Below are 24933 nucleotides of genomic sequence, written 5' to 3'. Positions count from 1 at the left end.
ATTGCTTCGCTACGCTCGCAATGACGCTTTTGTCATTGCGAGGAGTTCTGCGACGCTCCGTCATTGCGAGGAGCGTTAGCGACGTGGCAATCTACTCGCCATCATAATTGATTAATGTAGTAACATTACACGGAGCAAGAACAGACTTATAATTTAATGCGGGAAGACCGATTACGCCAAAGAAATCAGTAACTTCCCCGCCTCCCTGCTCTATCAGGTTCTTGGCAGCTGCGAGCGTGCCGCCAGTCGCAATCAAATCATCTACAACAAGGTAGCGTCCGCCTTTTTTAATGTCGGCTTTGTGCACTTCGATTGTTGCAGTACCATATTCAAGAGAATAGCTGCACTGGTAAGTTTCGCCAGGGAGCTTTCCTTTTTTACGAATCAAAACAAGAGGGATTCCAAGCTTTTCTGCAAAAGGAGCTGCAAAGATAAAACCGCGGCTTTCAACACCGGCAACCGCATCAAACTTTACGTCCTTATACTTTTCTATCATCTGTTCAATACAGAATTTAAGGGCATCCGGATTTACAAGAACTCCGGTAATATCATAGAAAAGAATTCCAGGTTTTGGAAAATCAGGAACACGGCGCACAGCCTTATCAAGCATCTCTAAAGTCATAAGAAACCTTCTGAAAATAAAAAATAACGAAAATATTATAAATCTATGCTTGATTTAGGGCAAGTGGGATTTGAGATTATAGAACTGAATCAACCAGGCTCTTGAAGTCGGCGTCCTGGATTATGTCGGTGTATTTGAGGTCTTCGGCGATGCTGAAAACGCCGTCATCCTGTTCGACGATTACTTTTTCTTCCTGGAGTTCAGGGAGGTCGTCTGAAAGGTTTTCGCCGAAGCTGGTCATTGAGAAATCTGGTTCTGGAAGATAATCAGGAACTTCTTCTGTGAGCTCCTCGACCGGAGGTTCTTCAACCGCTGTTTCAGCCGGAGTCTCTTCTACGACATCATCAATTGTATCTTCAATCAACTCTTCTTCGGGTTCTGCCTCTTCAGCTTCATATGCCGGGAGTGGATAGATTTTGATTTCGATTGGCATTGCACCTTTCTTGAAATATGAAGTGAAGTTTCCAAGCTTGAGCTCTTCGGCATAGAGATTTTCTACTGTGGCAAATTTTTCTGTAGCGAAGTAAGTTTCGTTCGATGGCACGTAATTTTTTGGAGGAGGTGCCATACTCTTAATCATGGCATCGATTTCATCTTCGGCACTTTCGAGAACTTCGAGTTCATCGTCTCCCTCAAGTTCTTCTACAGGTTCATCGAGTTCATCTACTGCTTCATCGAGGTCTTCAACCTCTTCGTTCAGCTCTTCTACTTCGTCGAGTTCATCTACAGGCTCTTCTGCATCAGAGAGGTCTTCGATTTCTTCTTCAGAGGCTTCTTCAGAGGCTTCTTCAGAAGACTCTTCCTCTGTGAGTTCTTCAACGACTTCTTCAGCCTCTTCAATTTCTTCTGCATCATCGAGTTCTTCAACAGGCTCTTCTTCTGCAAGCTCTTCTACTTCCTCTGCGTCATCAAGCTCATCAACATCCTCTGCGAGCTCCTCGACTTCCTCTGCGTCGTCAAGCTCACCAACGTCTTCTGCGAGTTCCTCTACCTCATCAAGTTCATCAACATCTTCTGCAAGCTCTTCTACCTCGTCGAGTTCATCAATATCATCAACTTCTTCCTGAACCGCAGGCTGGGCCTTCTTAACCGCACTTGCAGCACCTGCCGCAGCCACAGTAGCACCGACAGCCGCACCCGCAGCAACCGGAGCAACAAGATTTCTGTTTGCAAGCACTTCTTCCAGCATGCGGCGGATTTCAGCAATTGAAGCCCCTGTTAATTCAGCGGCACCAGCGGAAGCAGCCGCGCCAGTCTGAGCTGCTGTTCCAGAGGTCTCTCCCGCCTTTGTATCAAAAATAGCAAAAATCTCATCCCAGTTTTTGTCCAGATAATCAGAAAGCTCTTTGCGGCGCTTTTTAGAATGAACGTGGAGGCTCTTTATAATGTCATCGCTTAAATCGTTGCGGCGAACACGGAGATGGCGGGCAACTTCACCCCACTCGCGCTTGTCTTTGCCGTCAATATAATTTTCGATAATCTCAAGCTGAATCTTTTTAATGCGCTTCTTGAGGGTAACCATAGGATCGCGGAAGAAGCTGAAAATCAAAAAGACAATCAGGAGAATCGAAATGAAAATACAGATATAAATGAGAACGCGGAGCTCTGTAGAAAGCTCAAAAATGTCGCTTGTATATACGGCACTTACACGGATTTTTCCTATGCGGTTGCTTGAAAGTCCAAGATAAAAACCACCGTCCGGAATTGCAAGAAGTTTTTCCGGCTGCTGACCGCTTCTGGTCTTCCAGTAATTGAGTACCGGCAGGCGGAAATCATTTTTCTTTCCATGAGGAAGATTGAGTAAAAGACCGCCGTTATAGTCATCATCAGAATAAAGGGTTAGACTCTGGCCAAGAGAAATAACCTCACGGGTGATGAGAGTTTTTTCTATCTCGTGCATGTTGAGGTAGAAAAGCGCAAGACCGGAATAAATACCGTCTACCCAGCAGAAAGGCACGCTGATAATAAGGCGGCTGCGGCTTTCGTCGCACAAAAGCACGGCCTTTGTTTCAGAAGTGATTTTCTGCAGAGTTTCGAAAGGTATTTCACCCGCGTCTTTAATTATGTCGTTGTAATTTTTGTAAACCTTGGTGATTCCGCTCTGTTTTAAGAGGTCGGTATCGTCAAAAGAGCTGTAATGAACGTTTCGCCCGTTTTTATCCACAATTCTGATGCCTTGCAGGGCAGGTATATCAGAAAAGAGGGATTCTGTGAGGCGGCGGCGGGTATTTACATCACTTTCCGAAGGATTCTGGACGTAATAGGAGCGCACAGAGGCGTTCTTTACCCAGGCATTGTCGCCTTTTTCAATTAGAGAGAGAATTTCCGAAATGTACAAATCACAGCTTTCTGAAATCTTATCCAGCTGCCCGGTGTTTTCTTCGATTTTTGCCTGAGCATAAAAGCGCGTTTCCAGTTCCGTAAATAGTCTGGAATTCAAGCTCATAACAAAAACCGCAAACAGCGCAAGGGCTGCTAGCAGACTGAAAGCAATCTTCTGGCCAGAAGTCATTTCTACCCTTAGATTATCGGCATACAGGGCTGATTTCTGCACTGAAAAGATACTGTCACCCCGAACTTGTTTCGGGGTCTCATTTAGAAAGATGCTGAAACAAGTTCAGCATGACGCTTATTCAAATAAAAAAAGTTTGCGGAATAGCCATAAATAGGTTAAACTTAAGGCGATGATTGACGTAGAGAAGGAAGAAACGGCTGTGCCACGCGCTTTGCTTGTTGGCGAGCCTGGAAACAATTTACAGGAACTCAAAGGTCTTGTGCTCACTCTGGGCATGGATGTAGTTCAGCGTCTCACCTTAAACCGCATGGAAGTGCATCCGGCTTATGGAATCGGCAAGGGGAAGGCTCAGGAAATTGCTGAGCTGGCTAAGCAGATTGAGGCCGACTGTATCATTTTTGACTTCAATCTTGAACCACGCAAGCAGAGAAACTGGGAAGAGCTCTCAGGAATCTCCTGCTTTGACCGCCAGGAAGTAATTATCCGTATTTTTGGTCAGCGGGCCCAGACAAAAGAGGCCGTTTTACAGGTTGAACTTGCCCGTCTTTCCTACTCCCTGCCCCGCCTGGCTCACATGAACAAAGACTTTTCACGACAGCGTGGTGGCGCTTTTGGTGCAAAGGGTGCCGGAGAAACTCAGCTTGAACTGGATCAGCGCCTTGTTCGCGAAAAAATCAGCTCAATCAAAAAAGAACTGGCAGAAATTGAGCTTAACCGTCAGACCCAGCGCAAGCAGCGGGACAAAATGCCTTCCTGCGCCCTGGTCGGCTATACAAACGTCGGAAAATCATCCCTGCTCAACGCCCTTACCGGCGCCGATGCCTATGTAGAAAACAAGCTTTTTGCAACTCTGGATCCTCTTACCCGTAAGCTGCCCCTTAACGACAGTGCCGGAGTTCTTATTACAGATACCGTTGGTTTCATCAGCAATCTTCCCCATCACCTGATTGATGCCTTTAAGTCTACCCTGGAAGAAGCGGTGTATGCTGATTTACTGCTGCTGGTTCTGGACTCTTCTGACCCGGACGCAGAAATGCAGTACGAAACGGTTTGTAATGTTCTAGAAGATATTGGAGCCGATAAAAATCCCCGCCTTATTCTTTTGAACAAGGTTGATAAAACAGAAGATGATAATCACACCCTGCAGAAGCTGCGCCTTAAGTTCCCGGATGCAATTCTTATAAGTGCAAAAGAGGAAATAGGCTTTCTGGATCTTAAATCTAAGATCTACGAGCTGCTCTACGGAGATGTTGCAGACTATATTCTTCCGGCTACCCAGGGCCTGCTTATCAGCGAACTTAAAAAGGCCGGCTGCATAGAAAAGGAAGAATGGCTTGATGACGGAGTTCACATTACCGCCCGCGCCACCGGCCGCCTTGCAGCACTTCTTTCACCTTACATCACAGAATAACACTTATATATAGAAGGAATTGATTAAAATGAAAGACAACCAGGACCTGCTCAATAAAATTCTGCTTGGAATAATAGCCGGGCTCTTACTTGTGATATTAGTCGGAACAATAATCGGTCTGGTTGGAAAAAAGAAAAATACTCCCGAGGTTCTCATTTCTCAGGGAAAAGCAGTTTCTCTCATGGCCCCTTCTGATACCGACGAGGTGGCTTATTTTGAACTTGGTACAATTCGCGTTTCCTGCGCCGCCGCAGACTCAGAGGAAAGCGGCTCTATCATGGTTCTTTCTCCCTGGCTTGCCTACCCTGCCGGCGACACAGTTTTCTTTGAAGAGCTTTCCAGAAAAAGCGGTGCTATCAAGGGAATCTTCCAGGCTTACTTTTCGGCTCGAACAAAAAATCAGCTGCTTAGCGAAACCGAAGAAAAAATAGTTCAGATTATTATGGAAGAAATTAACGCTGATTTAGCCCTGGGAAAAATCAGCGGTATTTATTTTACAGATTATATTTTCCTTGAATAAAAAATGGATAACTCTTTATGAAAAAAAATCAAAAATCTTACGATAATCCTTGCAGCAGCCTTGTTTTCCGGCTTTATTATCAGCTGTGCAAATTCGAACACACCAAAAAAGCCTGAAACGCCTGCAGAAGAAACCGAAGAATCAGAGTTGCCATACAAAAAAATTGACACTCAAACTATAATATGATGAATCTACACATGGCGATGACGGATTTTGGTATAACTACGGGGCAAGCCCGGGAATGACAGTATTAGTTCAAACTTATTTTATGACAATATTCTCCCATATTTCTCTTAATTTTAATTAAACAGGTAGACAGAAGATTTACTTTTTTTTTGTATAGGGTATTCTATAATGAAAGAAAGGATTTTTTCAAAAGGAGATTTTAATGAAAAAGACTATTAAACTTTTAGGTACAGTGCTTATTATTGCTCTATTTTTTGGATGTTCTTCGCCTACTTCTTCAAGTAGTTCAACCACAAAAAAAACAGAAACAGATTCAAATTCAACTTCAGACGCTAACTCAACTTCTGATACTGATACAAACTCTGGAACAACTGTAACTACTAATGGTGGTACGCAAGACAACGGAGGAAGCAGCAGCAGTTATGTTTTTGATGAAAGCTTTTTAGGAAAAACTTATTATTTAGCTTCACTCAGAAAATGGGTATTTGATAATGACACTGAAACTAATGCAGATAATGAAAAGTACAGTTATTTTACGGAATATTCCTATTACGATAATAATACTCCTGATAATACAGAAGATGATGATTGGTTAGCTGAGAAACGCTATCAATACCAGTATGACGGTGATATCATAACTTACCAAATAACTGCAATATTATTTATGGATCCTGACAACATCGGCTCCGGTACAAAGAGACTCTGTTCTACTAGTGACATCAGAAGGTGTTTTGAATTAATGATTCCAGGAGCACATGAACAAAGTGATTTTTATTATACGAGGGAAATTCTTAAAGATGGATTTATATACCAATTTTCTTACAAAATGACAGGAGATAGTAATGACTACTATGCTTTTAAGTCTTATTACGAGGATGAAGATGATTATGTAAATCCAAGTTGGTTACTAGGCAGTGAAAGCAGTAACATCAGTTTCTTTGGTGGACTATTGTATTTAAATAAACAGGCAGATCCTTATGCTTATCTTATTTCTTTTAATGAAGCTTCAAAAACAATCTCTGGTACATATAAATATGACTATGGAGATCCTGCTGCAGCTCAGGACGGTGAAACCTATCGTACTGCTCACAATATACCTCAAACAATAACCCTTAACTATTCAATAACAAATACAGATGGTACTGTAACACTAACCCTTTCAAAAACAGACGACTTTACAGCCGGTTATCTTGGTGCTGATTCAGTATCATTTGATAATAATAGAATAATGAGATTATATAAAACACAGCCTCAGTACTAATAATTGACAGAATAATTGATTTTCAGGCCCGGTATTATGCCGGGTCTTTTTTTTATGACTGACAATAAATAAAAAAAGTTATATACTTCTAACAAGAGACCCCGAATCAAGTTCGGGGTGACAGCCATCATTCGGGGTGACAGTTACCATTCGGGGGGACAGTTACCATTCGGGGGGACAGTAATTATCAAAAAGAGGAAAAAATATGTGCGCAAAAACAATACCCGCTAGAAAAGATGTCCCTGCAAAGGATAAATGGGACTTATCTTCTATATACAAATCAGATGATGAATGGGAAGCAGCCTTAAAATCGCTTCCAGAACTTACAAAAAAAGCCGCCGCTTACAAGGGCCGCCTTGGCGAATCAGCCATAACACTTCTTGCCGCCCTTAAAGAGCTTGAAAAAGTAAATCTTACAATGGAGACCGTATATCATTACGCTTCTCTCCAGCACGAGGCCGATGAAGACGATCCTAAGGCGACAGACCGCGACGGCCGCGCTATGATGGCTTATACTCAGATGCAGGCTGAACTCAGCTTTGTTGACCCGGAGATTCAGGCAATTAACGAAGGTATACTCCGCAAGTGGATTTCAACCAAAGAATTTAAAGATTACCGTATATATATAGAAAAACTTTTACATTTTAAGCAGTATATCTTAAGCGAAAAGGAAGAACGCATTCTTTCTCTTGCCATGCAGCCTGCTCAGACTGCAGAAACTGCCTTCAGCGTGCTTACAAATGTTGATATGAACAAAACCTTTGGTACAGTTACCGAAGACGGCGAAGAAAAACAGCTTACAGAGACTACCTGGGGAGTTTTCATGCATTCCCAGGACCGCAAGGTACGCGAAGAAGCTTATAAAAAGTTCTATGCTAAATACGAAGAACACCAGAATACTATTGCGGCCCTTTATGCAGGTTCTGTAAATCAGGATGTATTCAGCATGCGTGCCCGCGGCTATAAATCTTCTCTTGAAATGGCCCTCTACGGCAACAAGGTTCCTACAGAAGTTTATCACAACCTGATTGACTGCGTTCATAAGAATCTGCCGGCCCTTCACGAATATTACAAGCTGCGCCGCGAGGTTCTGGGTCTTGCAAAAGGAGAACTCCGCCATTACGACGTATATGTACCTCTGGTAAAATCTGTTAAATCAAAAACTACTTACGAAGAAGCTGTAGAAATCTGCCGCGCCGCACTCGCCCCTCTGGGAGCAGAATACACAGACCGCCTTTGCAATGGTCTTTTAAACGGCTGGGCAGACCGCTATGAAAATGTAGGAAAAAGAAGCGGCGCCTTCAGCTCTGGCTGCTACATAGGCGACCCATATATTCTGCTCAACTACAATGAAGACAACATCCGCGACGTCTTTACAATGGCACACGAAGGCGGACACTCTATGCACAGCTGGTATTCCGTACACTATAATCCTTTTATGTGCTACGACTACACAATTTTCGAAGCAGAAGTAGCCTCTACCTTCAACGAAGAGCTTGTATTCGAATACCTTTACAAAAACGCAAAAGACGACGAGATGAAAAAATACCTGCTTTCTATGCGGGCAGATGATATTCTTGCAACCCTTTACCGCCAGACTATGTTCGCAGAGTTCGAACTTAAGGCCCATGAGCTTGTAGAAAATGGAACTCCTCTTACTGCAGAGCTGCTCCGCAAGACCTACCGCGAGCTTCTGGAGCTTTATTTTGGTCCTGAAATGACTTTTGAGCCTAACAGCGACATGGAAGGTCTGCGTATTCCTCACTTCTACTCAGCATTCTATGTTTATAAGTACGCAACAGGTATTTCTGCAGCCCTTGCACTTGCAAAACGCGTAACAAATGGTGGAGAAGCAGAGCGGGACGACTATTTTGCCTTCCTTAAGAGCGGCGGTTCACGCTACCCTATCGAAAGTCTTAAGGTTGCCGGTGTAGATATGGCAAAAACAGAGCCTGTACAGGCTGCCTGCGATGAATTCAAGAAAATCGTTGCGGATTTGGAAAAACTGTTACATAATTAAGAAATATGTCACCCTGAATTTATTTCAGGGTCTCATTTGCATTAGATTCTGAAACAAGTTCAGAATGACAGTGTTGTTTTTATGAAGCGAGTAGCATTATTTGTACACAACCTAACAGTAGAATACTCTCTTTCAGTAGCACAGGGCGTTGCTTCCTTTTTCACTTCAGACAAGGATGTAAAGCTGATTCTTGCACAGACAAATCAGCCTAATTACCCGCATGGACTTTACGAATACCAGTACTGGACCTCGGCAGAGCTTTTAAAGGCCGAAGATATAGACCTGATTATAATAGTCACAAGTGCCTATCAAACCTTTACTCCGCCAGAGGAGCTGGAAGCCTTTCTTAAGCCCTTTTCAAAAAAGCCTATAGTTTCAATTGCAGCAGATCTTCCTTTTGATGATGTTCACTACACTACAAGTGATTGTACCCAGGCTTATAATCAGGTTATTGAACACCTGGTAAAGGAGCACGGCTGTAAAAACATAGGTTTTCTTTCTGCAGCAGAAACAAACTCTGCCGAAGGAATAGCAAGGCTTGCAGCCTTTAAAAAGGCCCTGGAAAATAATAATCTGATATTTAACCCGGATAACGTTATAGAAGCAATGTTTATCCGCGAGGCAGCCTATACAATTACCCGCGAAAAATATAAATCAAAGGAAGATGTAAAGGTAGATGCCTTTCTTGCTGCAAACGACCTTATGGCAGAAGGCTGTATGAAGGCTCTTCAGGAGCTGGGAGTAAAAGTTCCTAAGGATGTAAAGTTTGTCGGCTTTGACGATTCGGTTCGGGCATCCTTTACAAGCCCTTCTCTTTCTACAATAGACCAGAATGTTGCCGGTCAGGGCTATAAAGCAGCCGAAATTGCCTGGAAAATCTTAAACGGCGAAAAACTGCCCCGCGAAACAAAAACTACCACAGAGCCAATCTACCGTCAGTCCTGCGGCTGCGTAAAATCAAGTAATATTTCCTTCGTAAGCCGTAATCAGGCAGGCGAAATTGTTGAAAATCATCATATAAACTCCAACACAATAGAAGAATATACAGAATCTTCAAAAGACATTAATGGAATTTATACGCTTATAGACATCTTCCACAAAAATCATACGCTGGAAGACTTTTTTAATTCTCTTACTGCAATTGCAGGGCAATTAAAATTTGCTTCCATGTCAGTCGTATTATATGAGGAGCCGGTCTATTTTAAGAAAAGCGACAAAATCGAAATTCCAGACAAGGCTTATCTGAAGGTTTATATAGAAGGTGACAGACAGATTATTCCTTACGATGAAAAAGGCATTGAAACAAATCCTCACAAAAATCTTATTCCGCCAGCCTTTCATTCAGTAACTACCGGTACATATATTGTACATCCTATATTTGCAGGCGAAAAGCAATACGGATATCTTATGGTAAAGCCTACAGATTCAAAATTTCAGATGCATCATGTTTACCTTAAGCTTATTATCAATGCCATTGCAAATGCATGGGAATACACACAGGCACTGAATAAAAACGAGGCTCTTACAAGCCGCAACGAAAGGCTCTTAAGAAATAATCAGGAATTAAACTTCCAGAACAGCATAGACGAGCTTACCCAGGTACTGAACCGCCGGGGCTTTATGGAAAAGGCCGAAAAAGAACTCAAAAGAGCAGTAAAAAACGGCCTGAGCGGCATGGTTTTCTTTGCAGATATGGACGGACTCAAGAAAATCAACGACACCTATGGACATAAAGTCGGAGACCTTGCAATCCAGACAGAAGCACGGGTTCTCAGCGCAGCCTTCCGTAATTCTGATATTGTAGGCCGCTTGAGCGGTGATGAATTTGCAATTCTTTCTACAGGACTTACAAAGGGCTACATCTCAGCCATAAGGACCAGAATCGAACAGCTGAATCTGCTCCTGTCTCAGGAAGCAGGGCTGCCGGTTACCCTTTCATTAAGCCTCGGGCATGTTGCCTTTACGCCTGAAAAATCAAACCTGGATGCCCTTCTCTCCCGCGCAGACGAAAAGCTCTACGAAGAAAAAGAGATAAAGCACGCTTCAAAACAATAAATCCGTCATTCCGAACTTGTTTCGGAATCTATTCAAAGATGCTGAAACATGTTCAGCATGACATTCAACTTTTTCCTAAAGTTTCCGTCACTTTCCGCCGATATTAATAAGGTATAATTGTGCACTAATTGCATTATCTGTAGAACCGTGATAAAATTATTATGGGTGCGAAAAAGTTAGGAGACGAATAAAGTGAACAAGTCGGAATTCAAAACATTTTTATCAGCTGTTCCAAAGGCAGAGCTGCACCTCCACCTGGAAGCAGTAATCACTATCAGCGGAATTAAAAAGCTTTACAAGAATAAATTCGGCAAAGAAATGACAAAAGAAGAGCAGAAGGAGCTTTTCTCATATAATGATTTAAACGGTTTTATCCAGTCTTTCCTTAAGATTCAAGGAATGTACTCATCTGTAAATGATTTTAAGATTGTTTTTGACGAGCTTGAAAAATACCTTGTAAAAAACGGAATTACCTATACAGAAGTCTTTTTTGCGCCTACTGCCTTCCTCAAAATGGGCTTTAAATACGAAGATATGGTAAAAATCTTCCACGAAAAAATCAGCAAAATCAAAGAAAAGCGTGGAATTACTGTTAAACTTCTTATGGACGTTTCCCGCACCTTTGGCTGCGAAAATGCCATGAAGAACTATAATCTTTTGAAGGAATTCCCTTGCGAAGACATCATCGGTATTGGTCTTGGTGGTGCAGAAGCAAAGGGACCTGCAAAAGAGTATGCTCCTGTTTACGAGCAGGCTCTCAAAGACGGCTTTAAGGCAGTTGCCCATGCCGGCGAAGATGTAGGCCCTGAATCAATCTGGGATTCTATTAATTTCCTCCATGCCCAGCGAATCGGCCACGGAATTACAGCAATTCAGGACGAAAAACTCATGGAAGAAATCAAAAAGACAAAGCTTCCAATCGAAATCTGTATTACTTCAAATACATTTACAAAGAAAATTGTTCAGAAGGCAAAGGATCATCCGGTTCGCGCCTTCTACGACAAGGGACTCCCTGTAAACATCAACACAGATGACCCGGTTTTCTTTAAGACTACCCTGCTCGACGAGTTCTGGATTTGTCACAAAGATCTGAACTTTACAATGGACGAAATTAAAGACCTTGTTAAGAACAGTTTCCGCCAGTCCTTTATGAGTGAGGCCGATAAGAAAAAGGCTGTTAAGTCTGTTGATGATGCATGGCAGATTTAGAAAAATACTACAACAAATTCCACGAAGAAGGCCGCCTCAAAACCCGCCATGGCCAGGTAGAATTCCGCACGACCCTGCACTACATCGAAGAGGCTGTACGGTGGTTGAGTGTTCGCGAAGCGAACGTATCGAAACCACCTTATGAAACGACGTCTGATGTGTTTTCGATACGCCCTGAGGGCTACTCAACCACCGGAACAATCAAAATCGCCGACATAGGTGCCGGCACCGGCCGCTACTCCGTAGAGCTCTGCCACCGCGGCTACGATGTAACTGCCGTAGAACTTGTAAAACACAATCTTGAGATTCTCCGTTCCAAGCACGAAAACATAAAAACCTGGCAGGGAGATGCCCGCAGCCTCCCCTTTTTAGAAGACGAAACTTTTGACATTACCATTCTCTTTGGTCCCCTTTATCATCTTCATGGCGACCAGGAAAAGCTCAAAGCGCTGAACGAGGCCAAACGAATCACAAAGAAAGGCGGCATAATTCTTGTTGCCTACGTTATGAATGAGTACAGCGTAATCTCTTACTGCTTTAAGGAACACAAGTGGAGCGAGGTTGCTGCAAAAGGCGGGCTGTCTCCAGACTTCCACACAATCTGCACAGAAGAAGATTTATATGATTATGTACGTCTGGAAGACATAAACCGTCTGAATGATGCCGCCGGCCTCCAGCGAATCAAAATAATTTCACCGGACGGAGCCGCGGACTATATGAGACGGGAACTTAACGAAATGAGCCCGGAAGAGTTCGAAGCCTTCTGCGCTTTTCAGCTTGCAAACTGTGAGAGACCGGAGCTTGTGGGAGCCGGCAGTCACTGCGTAGATATACTGCGAAAAAACTAGTGAAATAATGGAAAGAGGCATATAATTATTTTTATGGATTTGAGACCTTTTTATTTAGTAGCTTTATTTCTCTCTCTTATTGCTTTATTCGTCTACTACGAAATAAACTCTAATAATCTCAATAAAAACTATCTCACCCTTTTTCTTACAACCTTTATTTCAAATTTCGGTTATGCAATGTCCATTCATGCAGATACCCTGGAGGGTGCCCTTTCCGGAAATCTTCTTTCGTATGTAGGCAGTATTTTTACAATTCTCTTCGGGCTTATTGTTATTGTTGACATGTGTCATAAACGCTTCTACTTTGGTCTGCGTTTTGGCCTTGTAATTTTTGCTACAATACTCGGCTTTCTTCTTGCAACAACAAAAGAAACACATCTTTTCTTTGATAATCCATATATTATAAAAGAACATGGTCTCACCCTCATAAAATTCAAAATGGGCCCGGCAATGTTTATGTACATGGCCTTTCTTGGAGGAGTAAATCTTTCTGCAATACTTGTAGTTATAACTTCCATCTTTACAAAAAAGAATGTTTCAAAAAAATCTCTTCAGATTCTTTTATGCGCCCTGATTCTGGGAACTCTTGCCTACCTTATTCCAATGGCAGCCGGAACAAGACTCAACTTAATGCCTTACATCTATCTTATTCTTGAAATACTCTTTCTCTACTATTCTGCTAAAACAAATACTTATGATTTGCAGCTCAATCTTATAAATGTTTTACAGAACCGAACCGGCTACGGCTATATTGCCTTCGACAATAAAAAACGATTTCTGGGCTGTAACGACTTTGCCCTTACCTTTTTTCCAAAGCTAAAGGAAATTGCTCTCGATTCATATATTCCCGCAGACTTTTCAAATATCATCGAAACCCTTCATTATGCAGATCCCGACTGGGACTGGAACAAGCACTGCAACGAAGATTTTAAGATTAACATTGAAGACAAGGCCGGAATCTGTACCATTCATAAGCTTTCTGCAAGCCGAATGAAGATGGGGTATTTTCTTGAATTAAGGGATGATTCTGAACAGCAGAATTACATAAAAGGCCTGAATTCCTTTAACAAAGAGCTCTCTCATCTGGTAAAAGAAAAAACAGAACAGGTTACCGACATGCAGGATTCCATCATCAGAGGAATTGCAACAATGGTAGAAAGCCGGGACAACTCTACCGGCGGTCATATTCTGCGCACAAGTGACTGTATTCAGATTTTTGCAGAAGAGCTTATAAAGCACGGGGAAATTGAAAAGCTTTCGCCATCCTTCTTAAAGCTTCTGGTAAAAGCTGCTCCTATGCACGACCTTGGAAAAATTGCCGTTGATGACGCAATCCTGCGCAAGCCTGGAAAATTCACTCCCGAAGAATACGAAAAGATGAAGGAGCATCCAGCCAAGGGTGCCGTTATAGTAGATAAGGTTTTGGGCGGCATCGATGATGAAGAATTCCGCCGGATTGCGGTAAACGTTGCCCACTACCATCACGAAAAGTGGGACGGCAGCGGATATCCGGAAGGAATTAAGGGAGAAGCAATTCCTCTTGAAGCCCGCATTATGGCCCTGGCTGATGTTTTTGACGCCCTGGTAAGTAAGCGCTGCTACAAGGAAGCAAAGTCCTTTGACGAAGCTTTTGAGATTATCAAAAATGATTTGGGCCAGCATTTTGACCCGGTTATTGGCCAGATATTTATTGAGTGCCGGCAACAGTTAGAGGAATATTATAAGTCGATGGTTGAGTGACGCGAAGCGTTGTATCGAAACCATCGCAGAACTAGAATGTGGTTTCGATACGGCCTATGGCCTACTCAACCACCGGTGCAATCTACCGTTTCAAATAAACCATTAACAGCATAATATCACTGTTTCGTATTCCACTTATGCGGTTAGCCTGGCCTAATGTAACAGGTCTGATTGCTTCCAGCTTATTGCGGCTCTCCGCAGAAAGTGACGGAATGCTGCCGTAATCAAAGTCTGCAGGAATGCGGGCGTTCTCCATTTTGTGAAGCTTTTCAACGCGTTTGTCCTGCTTTTCAATATAGTACTTATACTTTGCGTCAATCTTTGCCATTTCCCAGTCTGCTTCAGGGTAGCCGGGATTTTCCATTTCAGGCTTTTTAAGAAGCAGGGCTTCAATTTCGGAAAGGCGGGCATATTTTTCGTTTATTGCATCAAACTGAGCCTGAGTTTTAAGACCGCAGCGGAAGGCGTACTTTGCAAGGCGGCGGTCTGCAGTATCGTGGCGGAGCTTTAAGCGGTATTCGGCGCGGGCTGTAAACATGCGGTAAGGCTCTTTTGTTCCAAGAGTTACAAGGTCATCAATAAGAACTCCAATGTAGCCTTCGTCGCGGCCGAGAATTACCGGCTCAAAATCCGGAATCTTGTCAAAAGCATCAAAGCCTGCATCCTTCTGAACACCCCGCTCGTAAGCGTTGAGTTCGGCAGTTTCGCGCTCAGAGATTTCTGCAAAGCGGGCTTTTTCTTCGTTTGTCATATCAGCCTTAGGATGGAAGGCGTCTTTTTCCATTGAGCTTGGCACACCGTTGAGGCTGTGTGGAATCTCTGCCAATGGGCCGCATACTTTTATATGCTCACGGGCATAAAGTCCGGCATTCATTCCTGCTATAAGGCCCTGGCCGGCAGCTTCCTCATAACCGGAAGTTCCGTTTATCTGACCGGCATTAAAGAGACCTGCAACACGCTTAGTTTCCAAAGAAGGATACAATTGTGTCGGTTCAACAAAGTCATATTCTACAGCATAGCCCGGGCGGCTCTGTACGGCATTTTCAAAACCATGCATTGTGCGCATAAAGGCATCCTGCACACATTCCGGCAGGCTGGAAGAAAGTCCGTTAAGGTAGATTTCATCAGTTTCAAGACCTTCCGGCTCTACGAAAATCTGATGGCGGTCACGTTCTGCAAAGCGCATAACCTTGTCTTCAATACTTGGACAGTAACGCGGACCAATTCCGCTGATTTTTCCTGAGTAAAGCGGAGAGCGGCCGATGTTGTCGCGGATGATTTTATGAGTTTCTTCGTTTGTATAAACAATGTGGCAGTTTACAAGAGGGCGTTCTACTTTCTCTGTTTCAAAACTGAAAGGAATAACCTCAGTGTCGCCCGGCTGTTCGTCCAGTTTGCTAAAGTCTACAGTCTTGCGGAGAATACGAGGTGGAGTTCCGGTCTTGAGTCGGCCGGTTGTAAAGCCAAGTCTGTGAAGACTTTCTGTAAGTCCGTAAGCAGCAGGCTCCCCTACACGTCCGCAAGGGGCATCATATTCACCAATAAAAATACGGCCGCCAAGGAAGGTTCCTGTTGTCAAAACAACAGAGCGCACAGGAATTACCCGGCCGCGTTCTGTTACTACACCGGTTACCTTCTGACGCATTCCGCTGAGGGCCGCCTGGGTGCGGGCTTCACCACGTTTTTCGCCAGGGATAGTTCCCTTTTCTGCAGCAGAGTCGCTGTTTGGTGGCAGCGGAGTAGACGAAGCAGTTGTCAGGATATCAATTACGGTATCCATTAAAGTATAGAGATTTGGAGTTGTCTCGCAGATTTTGCGGGCCAGCATTGAATAGGTAATTTTATCTGCCTGGGAACGAGGAGCCTGAACTGCAGGGCCCCGGCTCTTGTTGAGCATGCGGAACTGAATCATAGACTTATCTATCAGCTTGGCCATCTGGCCGCCAAGAGCGTCTATTTCGCGGACAATATTTCCTTTTGCAATTCCGCCGATAGAAGGGTTACAGCTCATGCGGGCAATGGCATCCGGAGTCTGGGTAATCAATACAGTTTTAAGTCCCATGCGGGCACAGGCAAGTCCCGCCTCAATTCCGGCATGTCCCGCGCCGACTACGGCAACATCATAATAATCATAAAAACCAGGCATAGTTCACGATTATACTTAAAATGCATACCTTGCACAATTATATATACGTTTTTTCTATATTATGTTATAATAGAAAGGTGAATAATGTTGATTTAAAACAGATTAAGGCTGTGGCATTTGACATCGACGGAACTCTTTACAGAGCATGGAAGTTCAATTTGCGTATTGCACCTTATTTTCTCGCGCATTCAATTTTCTTTCTCAAATACGGACTTGTACGCAGCATTATGCACAAAACAGAAGCTACAAATGAATTCATAAAGGTTCAGGCTTCTCATATGGCAAAAAAATTAAACTGCAGCCCTGAAGAAGCTCAGCAAAAACTCGAAAAAGTTGTCTATAAAGGGCTGGAAAAATACTTTGTAAACATCAAACCCTGCAGGGGTTCAATTGAGTTTATAAAAAAGCTTAAAGAAAAAGGCTACAAAATCGGACTTCTCTCAGACTTTCCGCCGGAACAAAAAGGCTCTATCTGGGGAATCCGTGATTTATGTGATGTAGTTCTTGGCTCAGAAGAAGCAGGAGCTCTTAAGCCGGATTCAACTCCTTTTCTACGACTTGCTCAGGAATTAAATCTTCCTCCAGAGCAAATCCTGTACGTTGGTAATAATCATGCATACGATATTCAGGGAGCACATAATATCGGAATGAAAACAGCCTGGCTGATTCTTCCTCACATGGGATGGGTCGGCAAAAAATCAAAAATCGCTGACTTTACATTCTGGCATTACGGCCAGCTTTCTGAATTATTCTTTGGGGAAAAATAAATAAAAAAAAATTGGGTGGGGATAAAAAATGGAAATCGTAATTGCAATTCTCTTTTCAACTGTCATTTCAATGGGAGTATCGCTTTACTTCCGTATGCTTGGAAAAAAAGATGATCCTTTGGAAAGAATTAACAAGTTTGCAAATAAGAAAACAAATGAGTTGAACGAAGCCTTTGGAAAAATTCAAACCAGATTCAATACGATTATTTCCGAATTCCAGGCGCAGCAGACTCAGGCTAATGCAGCCGTAAAGCTTTTAAAGCAGCAGAACGATGAATTCAATTCAAAGATGCAGACTTTTGACCAGAGTATTAACGCTGTAAAAAATATCAAAGCCCAGATTGATGCCTACTCTAAAATTCTCACTGAACTTAATGATATGACTGCTCAGGTAGAAGAAAATCTGGAACGCCTCCACAAGGAAAGCGGCATTATCTCCACTCTCGACAAAAAGCTTTCTACACAGCAGCAGCAGATTACCCTTATTGAAAAACGTATTCCGGAAGTTTCAAAAGAATTTTCTGTAAAAAATGCAGAGCAGCTTAAGGCTGTTGGCACTACCCTCATTGAAAATTACGAAAACCGTGCCCAGAAGCTTGCCTCAGAAATCAAAGCTTCACAAAGCGAGGCCGAAAAGGCTCTTGGAGAAATTAAGCAGAGTATTCAGGATGCTTACAATCAGGCTGCTGCCAGTGCAGAAAAGCTGGAAAACACAGCCTTTATTCACCTCAGCGAGCAGGCCCAGCAGAGAACAGACAAGTATCTTAAAGACCTTGGAGACCAGACTGCTGCCCTTCAGAGTGAGCTTGAAAAGCAGACTCTTGCCATCAGAAATGATATTACAAACAGAACCGGCATTATTCACGAAGAGCTTGAAACAAAAGCAAAAGAGCTTACAAAGAGGTTTGATGATAAGACAGCTGCCGCAAGCTCTGCATATAAAGCATCTGAAAGCAAACTTCTTTCAGATGCAAAGGCAAACCTTATCAAGATAAACGAAAAGTTTAATGAAAAACTCGAACAGCTTTCCGGAGCCTTTGCCGAAAAGGTAGATGCACTCCAGACAAAATACAACCAGCAGCTTGAAAGTATTGGCGGTAAAAACGATGGTATCATTGGAAAAATCCAGGCCCGCTTTAACGAAGACAGCAACAAGCTCGAAGCTGAATACACAAAACAGATGGAAAGCATTCAGAAGAAGAACGAAGGTAACTACTCTGCCCTCTCAGAAAAGTTCGATGATGACTTCAAGAAGTTCCAGGAAACTTATACAGCAGCCTTTGAAAATGCAACTGCAACAAACAACAAAAAGGTAAACGACTTTAACCTTCTCTTTGTTGAAGAGCATAAAAAGTTTGCAGACGAACATCAGCGCCTTATAAACGATTTTACAGAGCTGCTTAATTCTTCTCAGGTTGAGAATGACAGAAAAGTTTCTGAGCTTAAAGAAAGTCAGGACCAGCAGATTAACAACCTCAACGAACTCTACAATGCTGAATATACAAAAATCAAGGAAGAATACCTTGGCCGCTTTGAAGGCTTACAGGATGAATACTCTCAGCAGATTGATGGACTTCAAAATGTATTCGGAAACCGCATAGAAGAACTTTCTAATACAGAAGAAGATTACAAAGCCCGCATTGAAGGTCTGCGAACTCAGCTGGAAACAAGCCTGCGACAGTGCAACGAACGTTCAATGTCTCTTCAGACTGAAATTACAGACATGCAGGAAAAGCTTTCTGAAACCCTCAAGCAGGTTGCTTCAGAAGCAACTACATCAGTACAGAATGCAGAAGCTTCTGTTCAGGCAATTAAGCAGCAGTGCGATGAAGCAGAACGCAAGGCCGCAGAACTTAAGCCGGAACTCGAAGAAAAAATCAGCCAGATGAACATGAGTCTGGATAACGTTCAGAATGAAACAATTTCTAAACTCGAAAGACTCCAGTCTGCAACAGAAAGCAAAATTGAAGAAATCACAAAAGATACTACTTCAAAAATTGATATACTGCAGACCTCTGCAGAAAATCAGTTTGCCGCAATTTCAAAAGAAACCTCTGCTCAGCTTGAAAACTTCCAGAGCTCTACAGAAAATCAGCTGGCTGCAATTCAGAAAGAGACCTCTGCAAAAATCGGCTCTTTCCAGGATTCTTCTGAAAATCAGATCGCAGCAATTCAGAAAGAAACTTCAGAAAAAATCAGCGCTCTTCAGACTAGTGCAGAAAACCAGATTGCAGCAATTCAGAAGGAAACTTCAAGCAAAATCGACAGCTTCCAGAATGCCGCAGAAAATCAGCTTGAAACAATTCAGAAAGAAACTGCTCAGACTCTCAAATCTCTGCAGGGCGATTCAGACAATCAGTACGAAAGTCTCAAGAAAGAAACTCTTGCTAAAATTGAAGCCTTTAGCAATGAGACAGAACGTCAGCTGGAAGGCTTTAAAGGTGACACTACTGCCCGCCTGGATAACTTCCAGAACGAAACAGATGCCCGCCTCGAGAGTCTTACCAAAATCATTACAGATTCTGTACGCAAGGCTGTTAGCGAAAGTGAGGTTAAGCATCTTAACATTCTCGAGAATGTTGACTCTCAGCTTCAGGCTTACAAAAAGGATATTGAATACAAGCTTTCTCAGATTCAGGTTTCCGAAAGCGACATCGATACTCTTGAAAAGAGCCTCAAAGCTGCAATGGCCGAAGTTCAGAACAGAGTACTGCGTGAGTTCGAAGGCTTTACTACAAATCAGAAGCAGAAGCACGAAGAATTCAGCAATACTATTAAGGAAGATTCTGCAGAAATCGAAGAGAAAATCAGCGAAATCAACCGCTCTCTCGACAGCCTCAAGGAAACTGCAACCGGCAGCATGAGTGCTAAGATTCAGGAATTTGAGTCTGAGTTTAATCAGATTCTTTCCACAAAGAGCAACGAAATTGATACTGACCTCGCAGAATGGAAGCACGACCTTGATTCAAAGCTCACAACAATCTCCAATACTTATGAGGATTCTCGTAAGGAAGTTGAGAGTAAGTATCTTGAAGATTTTAAGAATGGAATTGAAGGACTGCAGACAAGAGCTTCTGATCAGTACTCAAAGGTTGCCGCAGCTATTGAACGCACAAAGCAGGAAATGCAGGATTCTATAAAAGACATTCAGGATTTTGTAAACCGCTTTAAGAATGATACAGACAATTCTATTGATTCTCTTACAAAGGCTTCTCAGGATGCCCTTAAGAAAGAAATCGAAAATAACAAGCAGCTTGTACAGACTTCTCTTGCCAAGCTTCAGGATGAACTTTCTGATGACCTTAAATCATTTGAAGAAACAATCAGAGTCAGACAGGAAAATGGATCTTCTTCTATCGATGCGGCTCTTGCAGAATTCAATACCTGGAAGCAGCAGCTTAAGAGTCAGTTCGAAGATTCAGCTTCTATTTTCAACCGTGACCTCGAAAGCTTTAAAGCCCAGTCTGATGATAAAATCAAGGAAGAAAGCCAGAAGCTTATTCAGAATATGAATGATTATGCTCTTGCCGTTCAGAATCAGCATAATGAACTTAATGATAAGATTTCTGACCTTGAAAATAAGACCGGCGCTTCAATTAAAGAATATGAACAAAAATCTGCTGAAATTCTGAAGCAGATGAACAGCACCTACAAGCAGATGGTTGAAGATACAAAGAAGCACCTTGAAGAACAGGATGCTGCTGCAAAAGAAAGAACAGACGCCTTTAAGAAAAGCATTAAGGAAGCAGAGGATAAAAACCTTGCAAACCAGTCTGCCTTTACCGACAAGATGCAGAACGCAGTAAACCTGCTTCAGTCAAACCTTGGTGGAATTGAAAAGGAATTGCAGGATGTAAAAGCTAATATTCAGAGCTACGAAAAAGCAGACAAAATGCGCCTCCAGCTGGAAGAAAATGTTGCTGAACTCAACGCTTCATTTACAAAGCTTAAGGGTTATTCAGATGCTGCTGATAAGATGAATATCCAGTACAACTCAATCCTTAAGATTAATGAAGAAATTAACCGTCAGCTTTCCGGAATGGAAGCCCAGAAGAACCGCGTTGTTGGTCTTGAGCAGCAGTTCAACAAGATGTTAGCACTTTCTAACACAATCGATGAACGCATTCAGTCTTTGAACACAACTTCAGATGACCTGCAGGCTATGGAAGTTACCGTGCGCAATTACAACGACCGCCTCCAGCATGTTTCTGAGCAGTATGAACGCCTTGAGAAAAAGGACGATGTTATTAACCGTATTAAGACTGATGTTGATTCTCAGTTTGAAAAACTCAAGGATCTTGAACAGAGACTTACAAACTGTAACCGCCAGGCAGTTTCTCTTCCACAGGAAATCAAGGAAGTTCAGAACAGCGTAGACCGCATTCTCCAGAACGGTCCTAAGATTACAGATGCAATCGGCAGACTCGAAAGCCTTGATGCAATTATTTCTGATACAGACAAGAGAATTGAAGCTCTTAATTCTGTAACTACGGGTATTAAGAAAACAGAGCTTGATTTACAGGGACTTTCACGTGATGTAGATAAGAAGTTCGAAGTTTTGAACAATATTACAAAGCAGGAAAGAGCTAAGTCTCCTAGCAAAAGAGGAAATGCAATCAACCCTCAGATTAACGAGAGTGTAAGACAGCTTAAGAGACAGGGCTGGACAATTGCTGATATAGCAAAACGTTTGAACCTTACAGAGAACGAAGTTGATTTGATTTTGCAGTTACCGGAGTGATTCCAATAAACAAACAACCTGAGCCTCTACGGCTTCACTAGTACCAACCGGCGGGAGTTTCTCGCCGGTTTTTGCTTTAACAAAAACCTGATTTTTTCCCACGCCCAGTATGGCCACGATACTCTCTATTACTTCGTCGCGGCGAGGAAGAAACTTTGGCTTTTCAAGTTTGATTACACAGTCGAGATTCACAAGAGACCAGCCGGCAGCCTGAACATCTTTCCAGACTGCGCGAAGAAGGTCGGCAGAATCTGCATCCTTCCACTTAGCGTCTTCCGGCGGAAAGTATGAACCAATATCGCCGAGTCCGGCAGCTCCAAGAAGAGCATCTGTTATTGCGTGAAGAAGAACGTCTCCATCTGAATGGCCGTCCTCCCCTTTTTCAAAATCAAAAAGTACTCCGCCAAGAATCAAGCGGCGGCCTTCTACAAGGCGGTGAAGATCATAACCAAGTCCAACGCGAATCATTTAAGTGCCTCCAGATCTGACGGATATGTTATTTTAATATTATTTACATCGCCCTTTGTAACACGGACAGGGCCGCAGTAGGCTCCCCAGATTTCTGTGTCGTCTGTGTACTCGTGGCCGTCGGCGACAGCGCGACCGTGTGCTTCCAGCAGTTCCTTAAAACGGAAACACTGCGGAGTCTGTACCGCAGTAAGTGAACTTCTTACAAGGTGGCGTTTTATAAAGCCGTTGGCATCAATTTCTTTCTGGGTGTCAGTTGGTGTCACTCCGGGAACGGAAGCACCGTACTCGCAGGCAGCCTGCAGAGCATCCATAATAACCTGGCGGCTGACAAAGGGTCTGGCCCCGTCGTGAATCAAAACTATATCTGGCTGGCCATTAACCGCAAGCAGGCCATTGTAAACAGACTTCTGTCTGGTATCGCTGCCTTCGACAATACGCACACCTTCCGTCATTGCGAGCGCCGAAGGCGCGTGGCAATCCACCCCATCCAGGGCCGCACGACAGGCTTCAACTCCCCCAACCGGACAAGTCACAATAAAATCAGTTATTTCATAATCTGCACAAGCGTTTAAAAAAGCTTGGGCACAGACCGAAAGGACTGTGCCGTTCTTAAAAGGAAGATATTCTTTTTTTATTCCGCCACCGATTCTTGTAGAAGAACCGGCCGCAGTAATAATAATTGCAATTTTAGAAAGAATCGTCTTCGTCGTCAAAATCTTCATCCGCACCCATATCGTCAGCTGAATCATCTTCATCATCAGAATCATCTGAGCTGCGTCTGTTGTTTCCTTCCGAAATATCATCCATCAAATCATCATCTTCATCATCATCAAGAATCATTGTATGTTTGATTTTTGGAGCTGCTCCAGGCGGCTCGAGCTTTGTATGGATTTCCTGCTCAACCTCTTTTGAAGATTTACCAAGAGCAAATGCAATTTCATCTTCAAGGAGTTTTTTTGCTGAATCATAAAGCTTGCGCTCAAGGATAGGGAGTTCCTTTACCTTGCTTCTGTTATAAAGGCAGCGAACAATTGTCGCAATATCTTTTACAGTTCCTTTTTTAAGAAGGTCGAGGTTCATCTGATAGCGGAGTTTCCAGTCTGAAGTAATTGGTTCAAAATCATCTGAAAGAAGATTAAGGGCTTCCTGTGCTTCCTTAGCTGAAACAATCTGGCGGATTCCAAGGTTCTCTGCATTTTCAACAGGAACCATCACAACCATGTCAGAGGCTTCAATATAAATCTTATAGTAAGGAGTTGTCTGATCTTTATAAGTCTTTTCAAAAACTTCCTTTACAATTCCAACACCCTGACTTGGGTAAACAACCTTCTGGTTTATTTTAAATTTATTTGCCATATATTTATAATATATCACAAAATTACAAAAAATTCAAATCAAAGAAGGTTCGCTATAAAATCTAATGGGCTTCCGTTACGACGATTGCAAAATCTGCTCGCTCTCCCTTTTTTGTGAAAGAATCCTGCGGTTTTCGCAAGCGAAAATCCTCGGATTTTTTTTATGGCTAAGACAATATGTTGTGTCTTCCTTTTGCAGAATCATGGATTCAGCTACAATAAAGTTAGACAAATCTTATAAATAGCATTACCAAAATGCAAAAGGAGCACAACATGGAAAGTATAATTTATGTAGGCATGGATGTCCACAAGGACAGTTACTCAATCTGCTGTTATAAAGCTGACGAAGACAGATTCTATTACGAAAAGAAAGTAAATGCCGAATCCAAGAGAGTATTAAAATATCTGGAATCGGTTAATAAAGAATTTGGTGAAGACTGTTTATTAATGTGTGGATATGAAGCCGGTCCAACAGGATTCGGCCTCTACAGGGATTTAATAAAAGCCGGATATATTTGTGTTGTAATTGCTCCAACTTCATTAAAGCATTCGTCAAATCATAAAATTAAAAATGACAAAGTTGATGCAAGATTTTTAGCAAAAACTTTGTTCACAAAAGATTACAGTTCTGTTCATGTAACAACAGAACATGAGGAAGCCATAAAAGAATATTGCAGAATGCGGTTAAGCCTGAAGAAAGAACTTACAAGAGCAAAACTGGTATTACAATCATTTTTATTGCGTCATTGTAAGCAGTAAAATATAATGTCGTCAAAATAAAAGAAAAGGTTTCTTTGAACTGTTATAATTTTGTTACCACACAAAAACAATAACGGAGGAAAGAAACCTATGAAAACAATAGCAGAAAAGAAAAAAAAGTTCACCCATTTTAAATACGAAGAACGACTTGTTCTTGAGTTTTATCTAAAGGGAACAAATCTCTTTCCTCGGATAACTGACACAGGTGAACTTGCTGCTATTTTCCATAAAAGCCGGCGAAGTATTCAAAGGGAGAAAAAAAGAGGAATGATAGAACATGAAACCTCTGTAACAAAGACAAAGTTTG

Annotated in this window: 17 protein-coding genes and 2 pseudogenes; 12 read left to right on the top strand and 7 right to left on the bottom strand. The window is 42.5% G+C overall.

All coding sequences use genetic code 11. From position 1 onward, the window contains the following. Positions 1-91: 91 nt before the first annotated feature. Both G626_RS0101790 and G626_RS17130 read right to left on the bottom strand, forming a co-directional pair. The gene (locus G626_RS0101790) at positions 92-622 is read right to left on the bottom strand and encodes an adenine phosphoribosyltransferase (RefSeq protein WP_022931078.1); all 531 of its coding nucleotides are present in this window, start codon (positions 620-622) and stop codon (positions 92-94) included. A gap of 76 nt (positions 623-698) precedes the next feature. Continuing rightward, positions 699-3176, bottom strand: a complete 2478-nt coding sequence (locus tag G626_RS17130) for a hypothetical protein (RefSeq protein ID WP_196800450.1) — start codon at positions 3174-3176, stop codon at positions 699-701. A gap of 130 nt (positions 3177-3306) precedes the next feature. Between G626_RS17130 and hflX the strand changes: the two genes are divergently transcribed. From hflX to G626_RS17120, 8 genes are all read left to right on the top strand, one after another. Beyond that, on the top strand, positions 3307-4548 hold the full coding sequence (gene hflX, locus G626_RS0101780; RefSeq protein ID WP_022931076.1) for a GTPase HflX: 1242 nt from the start codon (positions 3307-3309) through the stop codon (positions 4546-4548). A gap of 28 nt (positions 4549-4576) precedes the next feature. Then, positions 4577-5068, top strand: coding sequence for a flagellar basal body-associated FliL family protein (locus G626_RS0101775; protein ID WP_022931075.1), 492 nt, complete (start codon positions 4577-4579; stop codon positions 5066-5068). Positions 5069-5456: 388 nt separating this feature from the next. Continuing rightward, entirely contained in the window at positions 5457-6515 is a 1059-nt protein-coding gene (locus G626_RS0101765; RefSeq protein ID WP_022931073.1) for a hypothetical protein, read from the top strand. 205 nt (positions 6516-6720) lie between these two features. Next, a complete protein-coding gene (gene pepF / locus G626_RS0101760; protein ID WP_022931072.1) occupies positions 6721-8535 on the top strand; it encodes an oligoendopeptidase F in 1815 nt (604 codons plus the stop codon). A gap of 81 nt (positions 8536-8616) precedes the next feature. After that, a complete protein-coding gene (locus G626_RS17125; protein WP_022931071.1) occupies positions 8617-10590 on the top strand; it encodes a substrate-binding and GGDEF domain-containing protein in 1974 nt (657 codons plus the stop codon). A 192-nt stretch (positions 10591-10782) separates the two neighbouring features. Beyond that, positions 10783-11799 (top strand): adenosine deaminase, encoded by a 1017-nt coding sequence (add, locus tag G626_RS0101750; RefSeq protein ID WP_022931070.1) that lies wholly within the window; start codon positions 10783-10785, stop codon positions 11797-11799. After that, the gene (locus G626_RS0101745; RefSeq protein WP_022931069.1) at positions 11787-12647 is read left to right on the top strand and encodes a class I SAM-dependent methyltransferase; all 861 of its coding nucleotides are present in this window, start codon (positions 11787-11789) and stop codon (positions 12645-12647) included. Before add ends, G626_RS0101745 begins: the two co-directional genes overlap by 13 nt. A 33-nt stretch (positions 12648-12680) precedes the next feature. After that, positions 12681-14387: an HD domain-containing phosphohydrolase gene (locus tag G626_RS17120; RefSeq protein WP_022931068.1), complete on the top strand. Its 1707-nt coding sequence runs from the start codon at positions 12681-12683 to the stop codon at positions 14385-14387. A gap of 82 nt (positions 14388-14469) precedes the next feature. Here the strand turns inward: G626_RS17120 and G626_RS18375 are convergent. Both G626_RS18375 and G626_RS0101735 read right to left on the bottom strand, forming a co-directional pair. Next, positions 14470-14646, bottom strand: a pseudogene (locus tag G626_RS18375) (hypothetical protein); the annotation flags it as partial. A 153-nt stretch (positions 14647-14799) separates the two neighbouring features. Then, a pseudogene (locus tag G626_RS0101735) lies at positions 14800-16533 on the bottom strand (tRNA uridine-5-carboxymethylaminomethyl modification enzyme MnmG/GidA); the annotation flags it as partial. Positions 16534-16610: 77 nt separating this feature from the next. On the opposite strand from G626_RS0101735, the gene G626_RS0101730 reads away from it, so the two are divergent. Together G626_RS0101730 and G626_RS0101725 are read left to right on the top strand one after the other, a co-directional pair. Then, complete coding sequence (locus G626_RS0101730) at positions 16611-17300, top strand: HAD family hydrolase (RefSeq protein ID WP_022931066.1); 690 nt, start codon at positions 16611-16613, stop codon at positions 17298-17300. Between the two features lie 28 nt (positions 17301-17328). Then, positions 17329-22041, top strand: coding sequence for a SpiroCoCo family coiled-coil protein (locus G626_RS0101725; protein WP_022931065.1), 4713 nt, complete (start codon positions 17329-17331; stop codon positions 22039-22041). Here the strand turns inward: G626_RS0101725 and ispF are convergent. Genes ispF through G626_RS0101710 form a run of 3 tightly spaced genes read right to left on the bottom strand, consistent with a single transcriptional unit; the run spans position 22030 to position 23868 of the window. After that, positions 22030-22509, bottom strand: a complete 480-nt coding sequence (ispF, locus tag G626_RS0101720; RefSeq protein WP_033421551.1) for a 2-C-methyl-D-erythritol 2,4-cyclodiphosphate synthase — start codon at positions 22507-22509, stop codon at positions 22030-22032. The two genes, G626_RS0101725 and ispF, sit on opposite strands and share 12 nt — an antisense overlap. Then, positions 22506-23315 (bottom strand): IspD/TarI family cytidylyltransferase, encoded by an 810-nt coding sequence (locus tag G626_RS0101715; protein ID WP_231365065.1) that lies wholly within the window; start codon positions 23313-23315, stop codon positions 22506-22508. Before G626_RS0101715 ends, ispF begins: the two co-directional genes overlap by 4 nt. After that, complete coding sequence (locus tag G626_RS0101710; RefSeq protein ID WP_022931064.1) at positions 23200-23868, bottom strand: CarD family transcriptional regulator; 669 nt, start codon at positions 23866-23868, stop codon at positions 23200-23202. Before G626_RS0101710 ends, G626_RS0101715 begins: the two co-directional genes overlap by 116 nt. Positions 23869-24140: 272 nt before the next feature. On the opposite strand from G626_RS0101710, the gene G626_RS15005 reads away from it, so the two are divergent. Beyond that, positions 24141-24626 (top strand): IS110 family transposase, encoded by a 486-nt coding sequence (locus G626_RS15005; RefSeq protein ID WP_051142184.1) that lies wholly within the window; start codon positions 24141-24143, stop codon positions 24624-24626. A gap of 90 nt (positions 24627-24716) precedes the next feature. Continuing rightward, a partial coding sequence (locus G626_RS15000; protein ID WP_033421549.1) for a hypothetical protein occupies positions 24717-24933 on the top strand: 217 nt, incomplete at its 3' end.

This window comes from Treponema bryantii NK4A124 (assembly GCF_000421345.1).
GTDB lineage: Bacteria > Spirochaetota > Spirochaetia > Treponematales > Treponemataceae > Treponema_D > Treponema_D bryantii_B.
The sequence above is the reverse complement of the archived record's forward strand: the minus strand, read 5'-3'. Positions and strand labels throughout refer to the sequence as shown.